We start from the raw sequence: 15,903 nt of genomic DNA on the forward strand, positions 1-15,903 counted from the left end.
TGAATAAAAAAATCGTGGGGATTGTGAATGCAATAAAAAAGCAAGCTTTGTTTGCAGAAGCTTGCTCTGCACCAAAAAATAAAAACCCCTTTTACAACTGCGCTTTGATTTCTTTGAGTATGTCGCCGGCACCGGCTTGCAAAAGACGTTCTGCCAGTTGCCTACCAGCGGCTTCGGGGGTTTCGTGCACCATGATGCTGTCCTGAATGGCTTGCTTGCCGTCGAGGCTCATCACACCGCCCAGCAGTTTCATTTGCCCATCCTTGTAGAAAGCATGTCCAAAGACAGGCACACTGCATCCACCCTGCAGGCGGGCAAGAAAAGCCCGTTCGGCGAGCAAGCAGGCTGCTGTAAGGGGGTGGTTTACCGCCTCAACGACTGCCCGGCGCAGGGCAGGCGCCAGCTCTTTGTGGGCTTCTATTGCCAGACTACCTTGCCCTACCGCGGGGGTGAACTGTTCTATGTCGAAGCGATGCACAATGAACGGGTCATAGCCCATGCGGTGTACGCCTGCATAAGCCAACAGCAGTGCATCGCACAAGCCTTCATCCATCTTGCGGAGGCGGGTTTGCAGGTTGCCGCGCACTTCCACCACTTCCCAATGGGGATAATACCGCCGAATGAGCGCTCGGCGGCGCGTAGAAGAGGTGCCCACCCGTAAAGGTTTTTGTAGGGAGAGTGTGGTATTTCGGCTTACCAATACATCATAGGCACTTTCCCGCTCACTGAAAGCAATCAGTTCCAAGTCGTTGGGCAGAGCAGAAGGCACATCTTTGGCGCTATGCACGGCAATGTGTACTTCGCCGCTGCGCAGCATGGCTTCCAGCTCTTCTGTAAAGACCCCCTTGCTGCCTATCTTCGACAAGGAGCGGTCAAGAATCTTATCGCCTTTGGTTTCTATGGCAACCAATTCGGCTTGCAGCCCTTTTTGGCGCAGCAGCTCTGCTACGTGTTCGGCTTGCCACAATGCCAATTGGCTGCGGCGTGTGCCTATGCGTATGGTATTGCCCATGAGAAGGTTTGTTTGCTTTGCTGCCCAAAGCTACAAAAGCACCTGCAAAAAGCGAAATGACAGTCATCAGGGCAGGGTATCGTAGGGTAAGGCGGCTGTGAGACCATAGCGCTGGCTACGGGCAGCAGCCCCAAATCGAACACTAAATCCTACTTCATGCACATGTCCGGCTAATGCCTGCCTACCCAGCGGGCTGCCAAAACTGTAAATGAAACGATAACCTTCGTAATCAATGCCTGCATGCAGGAAGAGACGACTGTCATTGCTGCCGCCCAGAGGCAATGATTCCATACTGATGCCTGCTTGTAGCGGAGCGATTTGTGCCCACATGCCCGCATCAAAGCTTTGGTAGTCAAGATAACGACGGTAGCCTATCCAAGGCAAAAGGGCATCTTGCCGACGGTAGTTAGGCAGACTTATTTTTATACCGCCCTGTGCTTGCCAATATACGGGCAGGCGATAGGCTGCCCCCGTGCCTCGCAGCACGGCTTGGTTGAGGTAGCGTGCCGATACCCCCACCCAAAAAGTATGGCTATGTATGAGGGTGCCTGCGTTCAGATTCCATGCCCGTAGTTGTTCATCTGGGAAGGCTTCGGCAGAGGGCTGCCCCGTATTGCCCCAAGTAGAGAGTTGGTCGCCAAAGGTGTATTGCCCGAATCCGTGCGATTGCTGTAAGTAGCTGCCTTCAAGCGACAGCCGCCAGATGAGTTTTTCTTGCAAAGGCACGAAATGACTAAGCGACAAAGCTACTGCTTGTTGGCGGAAACGCCCGCTTCCTGCCTGTTCCAGCATTGCCCAGCTGCCCAAGGCGGTGCGAGCTTTCTGCCATGTGTGGGCATATTGCACATGCATGCTGGCAATGCCTCCTTCGAGGCGGGGGGCACGGTGGCGGTAGCTCATCTGCAACTGATGGGCATGCGTGCCAGCAGCTGTTGCCGGGTTGTGCCACAGGCTCGCCTGCCACGGATAAGAAAAGGCGCTGTATTGTGCTCGGCAGATGGCAGAAGCAGTCAACCCCCAGAAAAGCAAAAATAAAAGGCGGTAGGGCATAAGTTTGGAGTTGGCGTTTTTTCTTTCACGATATGTGCATATGCTAAGTTACACTTTTTGTAAAAGCAGCGCCGATAGCCGCCTTGCTTGTTGCTAAATCCTTGGGCTTGGTGTATATTTGCCGACAGTGTCCTATCTTAAACTGATTCTCAATGAAATATAAACGCATCCTGCTTAAGCTCAGCGGTGAAGCCCTCAGCGGCGATGACCCGCAGTATATCATCAATCCGGAGCGTTTGGAACAGTATGCCAAGGAAATCAGACGTGTGGTAGAAAGCGGTGTACAAGTGGCTATTGTCATAGGCGGAGGCAATATTTACAGAGGCAGTGAAGCGGAGCGCTCAGGTATCGACAGAGTGCAAGGCGACTATATGGGCATGTTGGCGACGGTCATCAACGGCATGGCATTGCAAAGTGCTATTGAAAAACAAGGCGTCTATACTCGTCTCATGTCGGGCATTCGTATGGAACAAGTGTGCGAGCCTTTCATTCGCCGCCGCGCTATTCGCCACCTCGAAAAAGGACGCGTAGTTATCTTTGCAGCCGGTACTGGCAACCCCTATTTCACGACCGATTCGGCTGCCAGCTTGCGCGCCATTGAAATAGAAGCCGACGTGGTACTCAAAGGAACCAAAGTCGATGGGGTGTATTCTGCCGACCCGAAAAAAGACGTTACCGCCGTTCGTTTTACTTCCATTACCTTCGAAGAAGTGTATGCTCGCGGTTTGAGCGTGATGGACCTGACTGCCTTTACGCTGTGTAAAGAAAACAACTTACCCATCATTGTGTTTGATATGAACAAACCGGGCAATCTTTATCGTTTGGTACAAGGCGAAGAAGTAGGCACCCTGATTTCCTCTGATTCGGAATAAGTGTTTTTTACTGCAAAACAAACAATAAAACAGCAATTCTATGGAAGAAGAGATTTTAATGTATCTGCAAGATGCAGAAGAACGCATGAAAAAAGCGCTGGACCATACCCAAGACATAGTCAGCAAAATCAGAGCCGGACGCGTTACCCCTGAGTTCCTTGAAGGGATTACCGTAGAGTATTATGGTGCTCAGGTACCTTTGACTCAAGTAGCCAACATCAACAGCTTAGACGGACGTACGCTGAGCATTCGTCCTTTCGAGAAGGGACTGATTAACGATATAGAAAAAGCCATTCAAGCCAGTGATTTGGGGGTGAACCCGCAGAACAACGGCGAAAGCATCATATTGGCATTTCCGCCCCTTACCGAAGAGCGTCGCAAACAGCTGGTAAAACAAGTGAAGCAAGAAATAGAAGAGGGAAAAATCAGCGTGCGCAATATACGCAAGGAAGCTAACAATAGCATCAAGAAGTTGAAAGAAGAGGGGATTCCAGAAGACTCTATCAAGCGTGGCGAAGAAGAAGTTCAAAAACTAACCGACAAATACATAGCCAAGCTGGATGAGCTCTTCGAAAAGAAAGAGCAGGAAATCATGAAAGTATAAGTAAATACCATGGTTTGCAAATAAAAGAGGGGTAGTCGAAAGGTACCCCTCTTCTATTTGCAAACAAAGAGAATACTATGCATGCCACCGTCGGCTGGGCTGCGATGAAGCAGCCACATCTAATTGTGGCAGCAGTTGCTCAAGCAGTTGTTCGAGCAACTCCTTGTTGCGACAGGCGCGTACCAGCTCAACAATGCTTTCTTGCAATTCTTCAATGCTGCGGTCGTTTTGAGCAAGTACATGATTCCTTTCCATAAGTGTACAATTTGAATTGATTTAGGGCTGTTTGTGCATTAAGACGCAATGATGCTTCAAAAGTAACCGCTTATTAGGTGTTTTTTCGAAATTACTCACCTAAAAGTTCTGAAATTGTAGAATTAAATTCTTCGCGCCAGCGCTTGTAATATTCGCCGGTGCCCGGTCCGTAAAAGCCGGTGTGTATCTTTCTTACCTTTCCTTGTTTATCGATAAATATGGTTGTAGGAAAGGACATTACGTGGTTGAGCATGGGCAATACACGTGCAGTTCCCTCTTTGTCGTTGGTGCCTGCAATCAAAAAGTCATATTCGGCAGCAAAACGCTTTTTCACGCGCTCGACCATGCGCTTGGCATACTGAAAATCGGCTTTTCGCTCGAACGCCAGAGCAATGATGGCGATGTCTTTGTTTTTATTCTTTCGATACCAATCAGCCAGAAAAGCAGTTTCATCCATACAATTGGGGCACCAAGAGCCAAACAACTGCAGGATAATCACTTTGCCGCGATAGCGAGGGTCTGAAAGCGACACCAGATTGCTGTCTAAGTCGGGCAAGGTGAAGTCTATTTTGTCGTAGCCCTCTTTGAGGTAAGTAAGTTCATAAGGGTTGCGTAACTCGGCGCTGTCGTTGCGTGTGGCAGTCCATGTTTCATGGTAGTCTTTGCCCGACCAAAAGTCGCCTTTGAGCTGATTGCCCTCTTGGGAAGTAGCCACAAACAAAAAGGCATGGTTGCCGTCAAAGGCAGACAAATAAAGCGTTTTGCCGGCTGCATTGCCTTCTAAATAGCGATAGTCGCCCGTTTCGGTGAGAAAGGTGCCGGTAACGGCATCGCCGTTTTGTTGAAAAATACCTACTGCTGGGTAGGTGCTGCCGTTCGGTTTGGTAAACGATACTTCCCACTTGCCTGAAAAGTCGAAGGCTGGTGCCAAGCTCATAGAGTCGGGGAAGAAACGGTAGTTTTGTCCGCGTATGGCTGTGAAAGCCACGCTTTGGTCTGGGGCATAGAACTTAACAAATGCCCCTTCGAGGGTGTCGCTTCCGTATCGCTTGCCCAAGAGTGCTGCATCGAAGATGTGCAGGGGCATGATGACCGAATCGCCTTGGATGCGTATGCTGTCGAGCAACAGTTTTTCTTCACCGTTGCGGATAAACGCCTTGAGTGTGCCATTCTCTTCGAATATTTCCATATTAAAAGGGATGGCACCGCCCTCAGAATGCAACACAAAACGCCAGTAGCCGATGAGCGATGGTTGCGAACGCTCTTCCTGTGAAGGGCGGCAGGCAAAAAACAAAGTGGTTACCAGCAAAATCGATAAGTATTTTCTCATTTCCATAGCCTGATGATTAAAATTTCACACAATAAAAACAAAAGGGCTGCTATGATGAAATACTTCCATAAGGGAGTAGCTATAAACTGCGCTTGGTATTGTTGTATGACAGTTTGCGGTTCGCCGCTTTCATATATATGCACGTTGGGCAGAGTGTCAGCAAGAGTGCGCAGGCTGTCTATGGAGATGGTTTCCATGGCAGACTCTTCTGCCGGCACGTTGAAAGCCAGCAGGGCGAGGGTGTCGGCATCGTAGGTGAGCGCATAAAAACCGGCTTGCATGCTCTCTGTGGGCAGGTCTATGCGCAGGCGATTGCCCAGCCGTTGGGGTGTTAAGAGCCATTCTTCTTGGTGGCGGCGCAGGTGCAGGGGTTTGTCTTGTGTGGGTTGTGCCCCTATGGGCAACAGCAAACTGCGCTCGTTGCTTCGGTAAGCATAGAGCAGCGCTTTTTGGGGTGCGGTTTGTGCCATACGGTAGAGTATGGGCACAAAGAGGGCATGTTTTACCAAATTGGTGTATTGGGGCAGCAGCGGCGAGGCAAATACATACACCTTGCCGCCTTGCAGGCGGTACATGCTCAGGAAGGCTTCTCCGTTTTGCATTTTTAGGATGTTGTCGCCGTTGCGACAAATCCATAGGGGGCGTGCCCAAGGCATGGTAGCATTGAGGGGCTTTTTGGAAAAGACTCCCTCGAACAAGGGATGGGCAAGGCTTTCGGGGCGCAGTTGCAGACTGCTGTCGGGGGGCAAAGGGGGCGCCGGGTTTAGCTTTATGCCCCACGCCTGCAGAAAATCGAGCGTAGCGCCCTGAGTGGGAATGACTGCCAAGCTGCCTCCCATTTCTGCGAAGGTACGCAGCCGCTCTGCCGCCGTTCCCTCAAGGTTGTTACTTGCCTCTACAAGCAGCAGGTCAGCATTGCGAAGTTCTTCTTCGTTGATAGTACTGAGTGCTTTGTACTGTAGGTTGATTTGCGGTTCAGCTTTATAGGCTGCTACCACGTAAGGGTTGGGTTGGGTGCTTTGGTGCAGGTAAAGGACTTGCAGTTGACGGCGGGCGTTGTAGCTGAAATAATAGTCATTGTCGAAAGTAACGGGGGCGTCTTCTATGTGCAGTCTGCCGCGTAGCCAGCCGCTATCGTCGGTGCTGAACTCCACAGAGAAAGTGCGGCTTTCGCCTGCTGCTAAGTTTACGCTTTTGCCAGCTACGGCGCGCTCTTGCACATAAAGCTGCACGGGCAGCTGCTGTATTTCCCGCTGGCTGTGGTTATGCAGCTTGAAATAGAGGATATTGGTGTTGTTACGCTGAATGAAGGGGGCGCCCAGCCATACACTGTCTATGCTTACGTTGGCAACGGGCGCTGCCTGCAAAGGCACCAAGTGGTAGTGTATGTCTTCTTGAAAGGGGTATTTAAACAAAGAGGCTGATACGTTTTGTTGAAAATCGCTGAACAGAAACAGATGGGCACTTGCATTGGGCAGGCGTTTGCGGCTTAGTTTTTCTTGCCTTTGCAGTACATCGCTGAGCAAAGGACGATAAATGCTGAATGAAAGGGACGACAAGGTTTTGCTCAGCTCTTGGGCGTCGTATATTTGTGATTCGCGGCTGTCGAAAGCGTTGCTGAGCAGTTGAAACTGCCCTTGTTGCCCTATGTTTTGGGCGAAGGCAGTGGCTTGTTCTTTGGCATGCGTAAGCAGATTCACTTCGCTGCCCAAGCTGGGGCGTTGCATGCTGAAGGAGTTGTCGATGTAGAGGCTATGCAATGGTTGCCCTTGGGTGTTGCCGGCATACTTGCTGGGCAGCACCGGGCGGGCAAAAGCCAGTACCAAAGCAGCCAAAAAGAGCATACGGCACAGCAAAATCAGCCATTCGCGCAGTTTTCGCATGCTTTTGGTTTGCGTTTCTAGTTGCTGCAAAAACTGCACATTGGTGAAATATACTTTTCGTGGGCGGTGCAGATTGAACAAATGCAAGGCAAGCGGCACGAGCAGTAAGGCAAGTGCCCACAGAAAAGAAGGGTTCAGAAAGGTCATACCTTTGTTTTTTTAGCGTTGGCAATACGTTCTTGCCATAATTGCTTGAATGAGCGTGGCGCTACTCGTATAGGGCTGTGATAGCGCCCCCAGCTGTCTTTGAATGCTTTGCGTAAGATGGTGTTTTTGATGTTGGCTCCCCACATATCTATGAGACGGCGGTTGAGCATGGCTTTTTTCCATAGCTTAAACGCCAAGCGTTCAGTGAAGGGCACCAGTTTTTTTTCGACTGCCGTTTTTCTGTTGAGCAACAGCAAGTCATGGATTTCTATTTTTACCGGGCACACACTGCTACAAGCCCCGCATAAAGAACTGGCATAGCTCAGGTGCTTGTATTCTTTCATGCCCATGAGATAAGGCGAAATGACCGAACCTATGGGACCGCTGTAGGTGCTTCCGTAGGTGTGTCCGCCTATGTTTTTATACACCGGGCAGGCATTGAGGCAGGCGCCGCAACGAATACAGTGCAATGCTTGCCGCTTGGCGGGGTCTGCTAACAGTTCGGTGCGCCCGTTGTCCAGTAAAATCACATACATCTCTTCGGGACCGTCGCTTTCTTTGCTTTGTCGGGGTCCGGTAATCACGCTGTTATATACGGTCAGATGCTGCCCGGTGCCGCTGGTTGCTAAGAGAGGCAAAAAAAGGCTGAGGTCTTCGAGGCGGGGCAGCACTTTCTCTAAACCTACAATGGCAATATGTACTTTGGGAAATGTAAGCGACAGACGGGCGTTGCCTTCGTTTTCGGTGATGGCTATTGCGCCTATGTCGGCAATGATAAAGTTGGCGCCCGTAATGCCTACATCTGCCGATACGTACTTTTCACGCAGCAGGCGCCGTGCGACATGCGTCAGTTTTTGGGCATCGTCGGTGGGCTCTATGTGCAGCTTTTCGGAAAAGAGGCGGCTGATGTCTTCTTTTGACATGTGCATAGCCGGTGTTACGATATGATAGGGCTTTTGCCCTGCCAGCTGCACGATAAACTCCCCCAAGTCGGTTTCATACACCTGCACTTGGCGAGCTTCAAGGAATTCATTGAGTCCGATTTCTTCGGTAGCCATCGATTTGGACTTGACCACCTCTTTGGCTTGTTGGCGTTCAAATATTTCGGCGATGTATTGCAGGGCTGTTCGTGCGGTATCTGCCCAAAGCACGCGAGCCCCCCGCTTGCTGATGTTTTCTTCGAATTGAAGCAGCAGCTTGTCGAGTTGGGCAATGGCTTCTTGCTTGATGTAAGCGGCGCGGCTACGTGCTAATTCGTGGTCTTTGTATTGTTGCAAGCCCTTTTGCACGGCTTGTTCATACTTGCCCATGTTGAAGCGTATGGTGCGGCGGTGCTTTTCGTCAAACACCTTGGCTTCGGCGTCTTTTTGAAAGCGGTTCAGTGTTTTGCTCATGGTCTTGGGGATGACTTTCAAACAAAGTTAAAAAATAAAACAGCTTCGAGAGGCTGGGGTTTGTTTTTTGCATTTGCTTGTTCGGGGGCTTCATGGAATGCTGTGGCAAAATGGCAAGCAGAGAGGCGAATAAGGCATCTTTAAGAAAATGAAAAAAGCCCCGCTTGGGGCTATTGCTAAGCATACTTGCTGCCTTGTTAAAACTGTTTGAGCACCTGTCCTACTCGGTACACTTCTTCGAAGGTGTTGTAAAGGGGCACGGGGGCAAGCCGTATGACATTGGGCTCGCGCCAATCGCCCACGATATGAGCGGCTTGCAGGGCATCAAATACTTCTTTTCCATTACGCTGCACGTAAATCGACACTTGGCAGCCACGTGCTTCATAGTTGCGTGGCGTGAGCACTTGGATATTGTCGCTGCAGTAGTTGTCTATGAAAAACAGCAGGTAGTCGGTCAGCAGCTTGCTTTTTTCACGCAAGCGCTCGAATCCTGCTTCTTGAAATACTTCCAAGGCAGCTTTGTGGGCAGCCATCAACAAGATGGGTTCGTTGGCTACTTGCCATCCTTCGGCTGTGGTGATGGGCTTAAATCCTTTTTTCATCAAGAAACGTTCCTCTTCGTTATGTCCCCACCAGCCACCAAAACGAGGCAAGTGGGCATGATGGTGTTTGCGATGCACAAAAGCACCGCCTACGCCTCCGGGACCAGAGTTGAGGTATTTATAGGAACACCATACGGCAAAGTCCACTTCCCAATCGTGCAGGCGTAGAGGCACGTTGCCGACGGCATGTGCCAAATCAAAGCCAACGTTGGCACCTACCTGCCGGGCGGCAGCGGCAATGCGTGCCATGTCGAACACTTGCCCGGTATAGTAATTGATGCCCCCAAAAAGTACCAATGCCAACTGGTCGCCTTCGCGGTATATGGCTGCTTCTATGTCTTCGGTGCGCAGAGAGGTTTCCCCTTCGCGCGGGGCTACCTCCACGATGGCTTCTTCGGGATGGTAGCCATGGAAGCGCACTTGTGTTTCTACAGCGTATTGGTCTGAGGGGAAAGCGCCCGCTTCCATCAATACTTTGAACCGCTTGCCTTGGGGGCGGTAAAAAGATACCATCATGAAATGAAGGTTCGAAGTGAGGTTGTTCATGACGGTGATTTCGTCGGGATGAGCCCCTACAATAGGGGCGAGCATGGGCTGCAAGGCTTTGTGGTAATCGAACCAGCGGGTAGCGCCTTCGAAATGTCCATCAACGGCAAGCGTGCGCCAGCGCTCCATCTCTTGGTCTATGGTTTGTGCTGTACGCTTGGGCTGCAACCCCAGCGAGTTGCCACACAAATAAATCACCTCTTGCCCATTGCGGCGAGGAATATGAAATTCGTTTCTAAATTGGTACAGGGGGTCTTGCTTGTCCATCTGGCGGGCAAAGTCAAGGCTATCTTCCATAGTGATTGAGGATATAGTGTGGACCATATTTTTGATGATTTTGGCTGAGAATGGGTTTTTAATTATCTCCGTCTTTGAGTTTCTCGTTCAGTTCACGCAGTACTTGGTTGTGAGCCAGCACTTCGGATTTGATTTGGTCAAGGTATTGCGAAAGCAAGAAGGAGTCTTCCAAGTTCTCGATTTGATGCACTTTTGAAGTGATTTCGTCCAGAAGCATAAGATTTTCCATCATTAGGCTGTCTTCTTCGCTGCTTTGTAGCATCGCTTGTTTCTTTATATTGCGCACCTGAATGGCTTTTAGCTTGCCTGCTACTTCTTTGAGTTTTTGTTGTTGCTCTGCTTCTTTTCGTTTTTCTGTGAGCACTTGCATGATGCTGTCGTAGTAAGCCAAGCGCGTCTGAACGATTCCCATATTTTCTTGACTGACTTTGATAAGTTCTTCGGCTACCTGAATGGTTTCTTGACTGACGCCGGGAAGCATGTGGTCGGCATAAAAGGCGATGGGGCGCTGCCCGCGACGATAGACCCATACTGCTTTTTGCGCGGCTTGTTCGTCTTGTAAATAAATGGGTTGATATATGGTGCGATAGGCATCGAAAAGAGCCTCTTCCAACTCTTGTATGATTTGCAAGTCCTGCTGTTTGTGCTCTTGTATCTTGTTCATAAGGTAATCTATCTTTTCTATCCAGTTGTTGCTGCGCCATTGCAGGGTTTGATAAAGGCGGAACAAGAAGGTGCTGAATTCCTTTTTATTGAACAAGGATGCTTTGATTTTGAAGGCGCTCCTTTCTTCTCCATAATAGAGGACGATTGCCTCTGCCTGTTGAATTACTTGGCGCGACAAGCCGGGAGAGCCGAAGGGCAAGGATTGGTTGTCTTTCACAATTTGCGCTTGCTTGACTTCTTCCCAGCTAAAAAAATACTTCTTTCCGATAGAGCCTTCTTGTACCAAGAGACCTTCTGCCATGATGCGCAGCTTGAGCGCTTTTAGTTGCATCCAGGCACGCAGGCTGAACCATATCAAGCCACTGAAACAAAGCAATGCAAAGAAAGGGGTTCGCAGACGCCAAGCACCAAATAAAGACACAGCCAAGCCCAGCCAGTCCACCCACCACCACTTGGGTCGCTTCTCACGAAGGGTGAGACTATGAAGTGCAGACGTGGCAGCGCTCTGCTTTTGAGTTTTGCGCAGTACCATAAAAAATCGAATTGTTAAAAGCCCGGATGTGTGTATCTTTGTTATGTCTTTACAGGCAATGGCGACAAATTAAACAAAATTGCCTGAAAGTAAGTATTTAGAATAAGAACATGTGTTAACCTTAAAAAGATATTCGCTTATGAGCCACACGCACAACGAACCTTTACTGCTGGAAGAAAAGAACCGTTTTGTTCTGTTCCCTATCAAGCACAACGAGATATGGGAGATGTACAAGAAGGCAGAAGCCAGCTTTTGGACTGCCGAAGAAATAGACTTGTCGCAAGACCTGCGCGATTGGGAAAATCTTAATGAGGATGAGCGTCATTTTATTTCGCATGTATTGGCGTTTTTCGCTGCCAGCGATGGCATTGTGAACGAAAACTTGGTGCTCAACTTCATGCGTGAGGTAACACTGCCCGAAGCCCGTTGCTTCTACGGCTTTCAGGTGATGATGGAAAACATACACTCCGAAACCTACTCTCTTTTGATTGACACCTATATTAAGGATAGCGCTGAACGGGAACGCCTCTTCAATGCCATTGAAACGGTGCCATGCGTCAAGAAAAAAGCCGACTGGGCATTGCGCTGGATTGAAAGCCCCCATTTTGTAGAGCGCTTGATTGCTTTTGCGGCAGTCGAAGGTATTTTCTTCTCCGGTAGTTTTTGTGCTATCTTCTGGCTCAAAGAGCGTGGCTTGATGCCCGGCTTGTCGTTTTCCAATGAACTGATTTCGCGAGACGAGGGCTTGCATTGCGACTTCGCCTGTCTGCTTTACAACCAATACATTCAGAATAAACTGAGCAAAGAGCGTGTGCTTGAAATCATAACCGATGCCGTAGCCATCGAGAAAGAGTTTATTACCGATGCGCTGCCTGTAGACCTCATAGGTATGAACTCCCGTCTGATGGCTCAGTACATAGAGTTTGTAGCTGACCGCTTGTTGGTAGCCTTGGGGCAAGAGAAGCATTACAACGCCACCAATCCCTTCCCTTTCATGGATATGATTTCGTTGCAAGGAAAAACCAACTTCTTTGAAAAACGAGTGTCTGAATATCGCAAAGCAGGGGTGGCTTCCAAGAAAGATGAGCAAAAATTCACTCTGAATGAAGATTTTTAACACTTCCAATTCATTTGCTGAAGAAGGCATAGCACCATTCATGTGCTATGCCTTCTTTGTATGAATTTTAAACAATTGTTAAATTTTGGAATTTAAAACGAAAGAAAGTAGATTTGAATTGCATAAAAACACCAATATCATGAGAAAAAACAATATGCTCCTTCTGCTGCTTCTACTGATGGGAAGCACGTGGTTCCCTTGCATGGGGCAAATGAAAATAGAATTTCAGGAATATGACTTGTCCAACGGCTTGCATGTGATTCTATATCCACGCCCTGACGTGCCTGTGGTAGCTGTAGGCATGATGTATCATGTAGGCTCGAAAAACGAAGACCCCGAACGTACAGGCTTCGCCCACTTTTTTGAGCACCTAATGTTCGAGGGTTCGAAATACATAGAACGTGGCGAGTTGGATAAGCTGCTTACCGAAGCAGGGGCTACTTACAATGCCAACACTTGGTATGACCGCACTTATTACTATGAAGTGCTGCCTGCCAATCAGCTGAACCTTGCCCTTTGGATTGAAGCTGAGCGCTTGCGTCATGCCAAAGTAGATAAGAAAGGCATAGAAACCCAGCGCGAAGTGGTGAAAGAGGAGCGCCGCTTGCGGGTGGACAACCAACCCTATGGGCGACTGATAGAGGAAACTATGAAGCGCATGTACAAAAAGCATCCTTACCGTTGGCCTGTGATAGGCTACATGGAACACTTGGAAGCTGCCAGCGAAGAAGATTTTAAAGACTTCTACAAAACCTTTTATGTGCCCAACAATGCCACACTGGCTGTTGCTGGTAACTTTGACCCCGAGACCGTAAAGCGTACTATCGATATCTATTTTGGCGATATACCCAAAGGCAAAAAAGTGCCTCGTCCGCAGGTAGAAGAGCCCCCTTTGGGTAGCGAAGTGCGCGATGTGGTTTATGACAACGTACAACTGCCCGCCGTAGTGCATGCTTTTCGCACTCCCTCCATCAAAGACCCTGATTATTATGCCGTCAACATGCTGATGCAGCTGCTTTCGCAAGGGGAGAGCTCCCGTTTGAGCCGTTATGTGAAGAACGAAAAGCGCAAGGCATTGGCAGTAGGCGCATTTCCTTTCGGTTTGGAAGACAGCCCCTCGGTATCTATCATCTTTGGCATTGCCAATGCCGGTGTAAGCCCCGAAGAGCTGGAGGCTGCCATGGAAGAAGAGTATGAAAAAATCAAAAAAGAAGGCATCTCTTTCCAAGAGTTCCAAAAGCTGCGCAACCAGCTGGAAACTGAGTTCTATACACGCAATAGTACTATGGAGGGCATCGCCGAAAGCCTTGCCAATTATCATACCTTCTTTGGGGATGCTAATCTCATCAATACCGAAATACAGCAATATCTAAAAGTAACCCCCGCAGACATCAAGCGTGTAGCCAATCAGTATTTGGTTAAAGAAAATCGTGTAAGCCTGTATTGGTTGCCTAAATCAGAAGAACAATCTAAATAAGCCGTACCATGAACAAGAAGATATTCCTCTCGCTCACATTATTGTGCCTGGCTTTTGTGGCAGCTTGGGCACAAGGTCGCAAGTACCCTACCTCGCCCCCTAAAGCTGAGGGGTTCCCTGCGCTTCAGCTCAAGCCCTATCAGTCTTTTACTACGCCCAATGGCTTGAAAGTCTTCGTTATTGAAGACAACACCTTGCCTAAGGTCACGATTTATACTGTATTTGACTATCCGCCGGTGAAACAGGGCGACAAAGCCGGCTTTTTAGATATGTTTGGTGAGCTTATCAAAGCGGGTACCGAAAACAAAGATAAAGCCAAAATAGATGAATTGATTGACTTCTACGGTGCCAGTATCAATTTTGACAGCAGATACTTTTCTGTGTTTACCCTGAAAAAATACTTGCCTATTATTTTGGAGCTTACTTCCGAAATTCTACTTAAACCCACCTTCCCTGAAGAAGAACTGGAAAAAATAAGAGAGCGCACACTCTCAAGCTTGAAGTCGGTGCAAGACTCGCCCGACCAGATTGCCAACAACCTGCGCCTTCGCTTGTCTTTTGGCGATGGGCACCCCTATGGCGAGGTGGCTACCCCACAAACTGTAAAGAACATCACCCGCGAAGACTTTGTGAAGTTTTATCAAACTTACTATCGCCCCAACGTGGCTTATATGGCATTTGTAGGCAATATTAGTCTGGAGGAAGTCAAAAGCTTGGTGGAAAAGTATTTTGGCAACTGGGAGAAAGGGGATGTACCGCTTGAGTACTTGCCGGTGCCACAACCACCTAAAGCTACGCAGGTGGCGATTGCTGAAAAGGCAGGGGCTGTGCAAAGCGTTCTGCGTCTGACTTATCCCGTAAAATATACCTTGGCAGACAAAAACTACTTGGTAGCCCGTCTGGCAAATCAGATATTGGGAGGCAATGCCAATGCGCGCCTTTTCCGCAACTTACGTGAAGACAAAGGCTATACCTACGGAGCTTACTCGCGTTTGGTAGCTGACCGCTGGGCTGGCTACTTTATTGCTTCTGTCGATGTGCGCAATGCCGTTACCGACAGTGCTATGGTGGAGATGATTAAAGAAATGGAGCGTATGCGCAACGAGGTGGTATCGGAAGAAGAGCTGCGTCGTGCTAAGAACACATTGATAGGAAGCTTTGCCCGCTCATTGGAAAGCCCCGAAACCATAGCACAGTTTGCCATCAATACGGCTATTTACAACCTGCCCGCCGACTACTACAGTACTTACATTCCCCGCTTGGAGGCTATCAAAGCACAAGAAGTGCAGTTTGTGGCAAGGCAATACCTCTTGCCTTCGAATGCCTACATTATAGGTGTCGGTGATATCGAAGTGCTGAAAAGCAAACTTGCTCGCTTTGGACCTGTCAAGCGCTACGATGTTTTTGGCAACGAATATAAGGGCATCGCTCCATCGACGCTGGAGGGAGTTACTGCCACTTCGGTTATCAATCAGTATTTGCAGGCAGTGGCTAGGAATCGCAATATCGCCGGCATACGCACCTTGCAGGAGAATAACACTTTTACCATTCAGGGCTTGAAGATAGAGACTGAAACCGTACGTACTTTGGGGGCTTTTGAAACAAAAGTGAAGACTCCTTTCGGTTTACAAGTGATTCGTTATGACGGCAAAAAGGTGCTTACCAAAACCCCGCAAGAGGAAAACATTATTGATGCTCCGGAAAACGAAACCTATAAACGCTTGAAATCAGGCGCTTATGTCATCTTGGAACGCGACTATCAGAAGTTGGGATATAAAGCTTCTTTGACCGATGCCAAGATGTTAGATGGCAAGGTAGCGTTGGAAATTACCTACGAATCGCCCGATGGCGTAAAAGAAAAACGCTATTATGACAAAGAAACCGGCTTATTGATGCAGGTTATTGCTGCCGATGGCAATACCGTAAAATATACCCAATATGCCGAAGTGGACGGAATGATGTTGCCTACTAAGGCAGAATTGAGCATCATGGGGCAAACAGCCGAGACAAGCATAACCTACCGAATCAACCCGGATGTTAAAATTGAACCTATCCCCTAAGAAACGAATGCAATAAAGGGTATAAAAGCCGCTACATCGCAGCGGCTTTTTTATTTTTA

General features: G+C 48.8%; 13 protein-coding genes. 5 read left to right on the plus strand and 8 right to left on the minus strand.

The genetic code is table 11. From position 1 onward, the window contains the following. Nucleotides 1–91: 91 nt before the first annotated feature. Together hemC and FHS56_RS10505 are read right to left on the minus strand one after the other, a co-directional pair. Nucleotides 92–1,012, minus strand: coding sequence for a hydroxymethylbilane synthase (hemC, locus tag FHS56_RS10500; protein ID WP_166920585.1), 921 nt, complete (start codon nucleotides 1,010–1,012; stop codon nucleotides 92–94). Nucleotides 1,013–1,078: 66 nt separating this feature from the next. Continuing rightward, the gene (locus FHS56_RS10505) at nucleotides 1,079–2,062 is read right to left on the minus strand and encodes a PorP/SprF family type IX secretion system membrane protein (RefSeq protein ID WP_166920587.1); all 984 of its coding nucleotides are present in this window, start codon (nucleotides 2,060–2,062) and stop codon (nucleotides 1,079–1,081) included. Nucleotides 2,063–2,214: 152 nt separating this feature from the next. Between FHS56_RS10505 and pyrH the strand changes: the two genes are divergently transcribed. Then, nucleotides 2,215–2,934: a UMP kinase gene (gene pyrH / locus FHS56_RS10510; protein WP_166920589.1), complete on the plus strand. Its 720-nt coding sequence runs from the start codon at nucleotides 2,215–2,217 to the stop codon at nucleotides 2,932–2,934. A 40-nt stretch (nucleotides 2,935–2,974) separates the two neighbouring features. Next, on the plus strand, nucleotides 2,975–3,538 hold the full coding sequence (gene frr / locus FHS56_RS10515; protein WP_166920591.1) for a ribosome recycling factor: 564 nt from the start codon (nucleotides 2,975–2,977) through the stop codon (nucleotides 3,536–3,538). A 75-nt stretch (nucleotides 3,539–3,613) separates the two neighbouring features. On the opposite strand, the gene FHS56_RS10520 is transcribed toward frr, so the two are convergent. From FHS56_RS10520 to FHS56_RS10545, 6 genes are all read right to left on the minus strand, one after another. After that, the gene (locus FHS56_RS10520; protein ID WP_166920593.1) at nucleotides 3,614–3,793 is read right to left on the minus strand and encodes a hypothetical protein; all 180 of its coding nucleotides are present in this window, start codon (nucleotides 3,791–3,793) and stop codon (nucleotides 3,614–3,616) included. Nucleotides 3,794–3,884: 91 nt separating this feature from the next. Then, on the minus strand, nucleotides 3,885–5,129 hold the full coding sequence (locus FHS56_RS10525) for a peroxiredoxin family protein (RefSeq protein ID WP_243844210.1): 1,245 nt from the start codon (nucleotides 5,127–5,129) through the stop codon (nucleotides 3,885–3,887). Further along, nucleotides 5,120–7,153: a BatA domain-containing protein gene (locus tag FHS56_RS10530; protein WP_166920594.1), complete on the minus strand. Its 2,034-nt coding sequence runs from the start codon at nucleotides 7,151–7,153 to the stop codon at nucleotides 5,120–5,122. Before FHS56_RS10530 ends, FHS56_RS10525 begins: the two co-directional genes overlap by 10 nt. Beyond that, the gene (locus FHS56_RS10535) at nucleotides 7,150–8,547 is read right to left on the minus strand and encodes a LutB/LldF family L-lactate oxidation iron-sulfur protein (RefSeq protein ID WP_166920596.1); all 1,398 of its coding nucleotides are present in this window, start codon (nucleotides 8,545–8,547) and stop codon (nucleotides 7,150–7,152) included. The genes FHS56_RS10530 and FHS56_RS10535 overlap by 4 nt, the downstream gene beginning before the upstream one ends. A 197-nt stretch (nucleotides 8,548–8,744) precedes the next feature. After that, entirely contained in the window at nucleotides 8,745–10,019 is a 1,275-nt protein-coding gene (gene kynU / locus FHS56_RS10540) for a kynureninase (RefSeq protein WP_166920598.1), read from the minus strand. A 31-nt stretch (nucleotides 10,020–10,050) separates the two neighbouring features. After that, nucleotides 10,051–11,190, minus strand: coding sequence for a hypothetical protein (locus tag FHS56_RS10545; RefSeq protein ID WP_166920600.1), 1,140 nt, complete (start codon nucleotides 11,188–11,190; stop codon nucleotides 10,051–10,053). A 139-nt stretch (nucleotides 11,191–11,329) separates the two neighbouring features. Here FHS56_RS10545 and FHS56_RS10550 point away from each other — a divergent pair, with 139 nt between their 5' ends. From FHS56_RS10550 to FHS56_RS10560, 3 genes are all read left to right on the plus strand, one after another. Then, entirely contained in the window at nucleotides 11,330–12,307 is a 978-nt protein-coding gene (locus tag FHS56_RS10550; RefSeq protein ID WP_166920602.1) for a ribonucleoside-diphosphate reductase small subunit, read from the plus strand. Between the two features lie 139 nt (nucleotides 12,308–12,446). Beyond that, a complete protein-coding gene (locus FHS56_RS10555) occupies nucleotides 12,447–13,784 on the plus strand; it encodes a M16 family metallopeptidase (protein WP_166920604.1) in 1,338 nt (445 codons plus the stop codon). A gap of 8 nt (nucleotides 13,785–13,792) precedes the next feature. After that, the gene (locus tag FHS56_RS10560) at nucleotides 13,793–15,844 is read left to right on the plus strand and encodes a M16 family metallopeptidase (RefSeq protein WP_166920606.1); all 2,052 of its coding nucleotides are present in this window, start codon (nucleotides 13,793–13,795) and stop codon (nucleotides 15,842–15,844) included. The last annotated feature ends 59 nt before the right edge of the window (nucleotides 15,845–15,903 follow it).

The organism is Thermonema lapsum, assembly GCF_011761635.1.
Taxonomy (GTDB): domain Bacteria; phylum Bacteroidota; class Bacteroidia; order Cytophagales; family Thermonemataceae; genus Thermonema; species Thermonema lapsum.

Excerpts from the sequence above, each read along its gene's own strand:
- pyrH (WP_166920589.1), top strand. The coding sequence starts at position 2,215 with ATGAAATATAAACGCATCCTGCTTAAGCTCAGCGGTGAAGCCCTCAGC.
- frr (WP_166920591.1), top strand. The coding sequence starts at position 2,975 with ATGGAAGAAGAGATTTTAATGTATCTGCAAGATGCAGAAGAACGCATG.
- FHS56_RS10535 (WP_166920596.1), bottom strand. The coding sequence starts at position 8,547 with ATGAGCAAAACACTGAACCGCTTTCAAAAAGACGCCGAAGCCAAGGTG.
- FHS56_RS10550 (WP_166920602.1), top strand. The coding sequence starts at position 11,330 with ATGAGCCACACGCACAACGAACCTTTACTGCTGGAAGAAAAGAACCGT.
- FHS56_RS10525 (WP_243844210.1), bottom strand. The coding sequence starts at position 5,129 with ATGGAAATGAGAAAATACTTATCGATTTTGCTGGTAACCACTTTGTTT.
- FHS56_RS10505 (WP_166920587.1), bottom strand. The coding sequence starts at position 2,062 with ATGCCCTACCGCCTTTTATTTTTGCTTTTCTGGGGGTTGACTGCTTCT.
- kynU (WP_166920598.1), bottom strand. The coding sequence starts at position 10,019 with ATGGTCCACACTATATCCTCAATCACTATGGAAGATAGCCTTGACTTT.
- hemC (WP_166920585.1), bottom strand. The coding sequence starts at position 1,012 with ATGGGCAATACCATACGCATAGGCACACGCCGCAGCCAATTGGCATTG.
- FHS56_RS10520 (WP_166920593.1), bottom strand. The coding sequence starts at position 3,793 with ATGGAAAGGAATCATGTACTTGCTCAAAACGACCGCAGCATTGAAGAA.
- FHS56_RS10530 (WP_166920594.1), bottom strand. The coding sequence starts at position 7,153 with ATGACCTTTCTGAACCCTTCTTTTCTGTGGGCACTTGCCTTACTGCTC.
- FHS56_RS10545 (WP_166920600.1), bottom strand. The coding sequence starts at position 11,190 with ATGGTACTGCGCAAAACTCAAAAGCAGAGCGCTGCCACGTCTGCACTT.
- FHS56_RS10560 (WP_166920606.1), top strand. The coding sequence starts at position 13,793 with ATGAACAAGAAGATATTCCTCTCGCTCACATTATTGTGCCTGGCTTTT.
- FHS56_RS10555 (WP_166920604.1), top strand. The coding sequence starts at position 12,447 with ATGAGAAAAAACAATATGCTCCTTCTGCTGCTTCTACTGATGGGAAGC.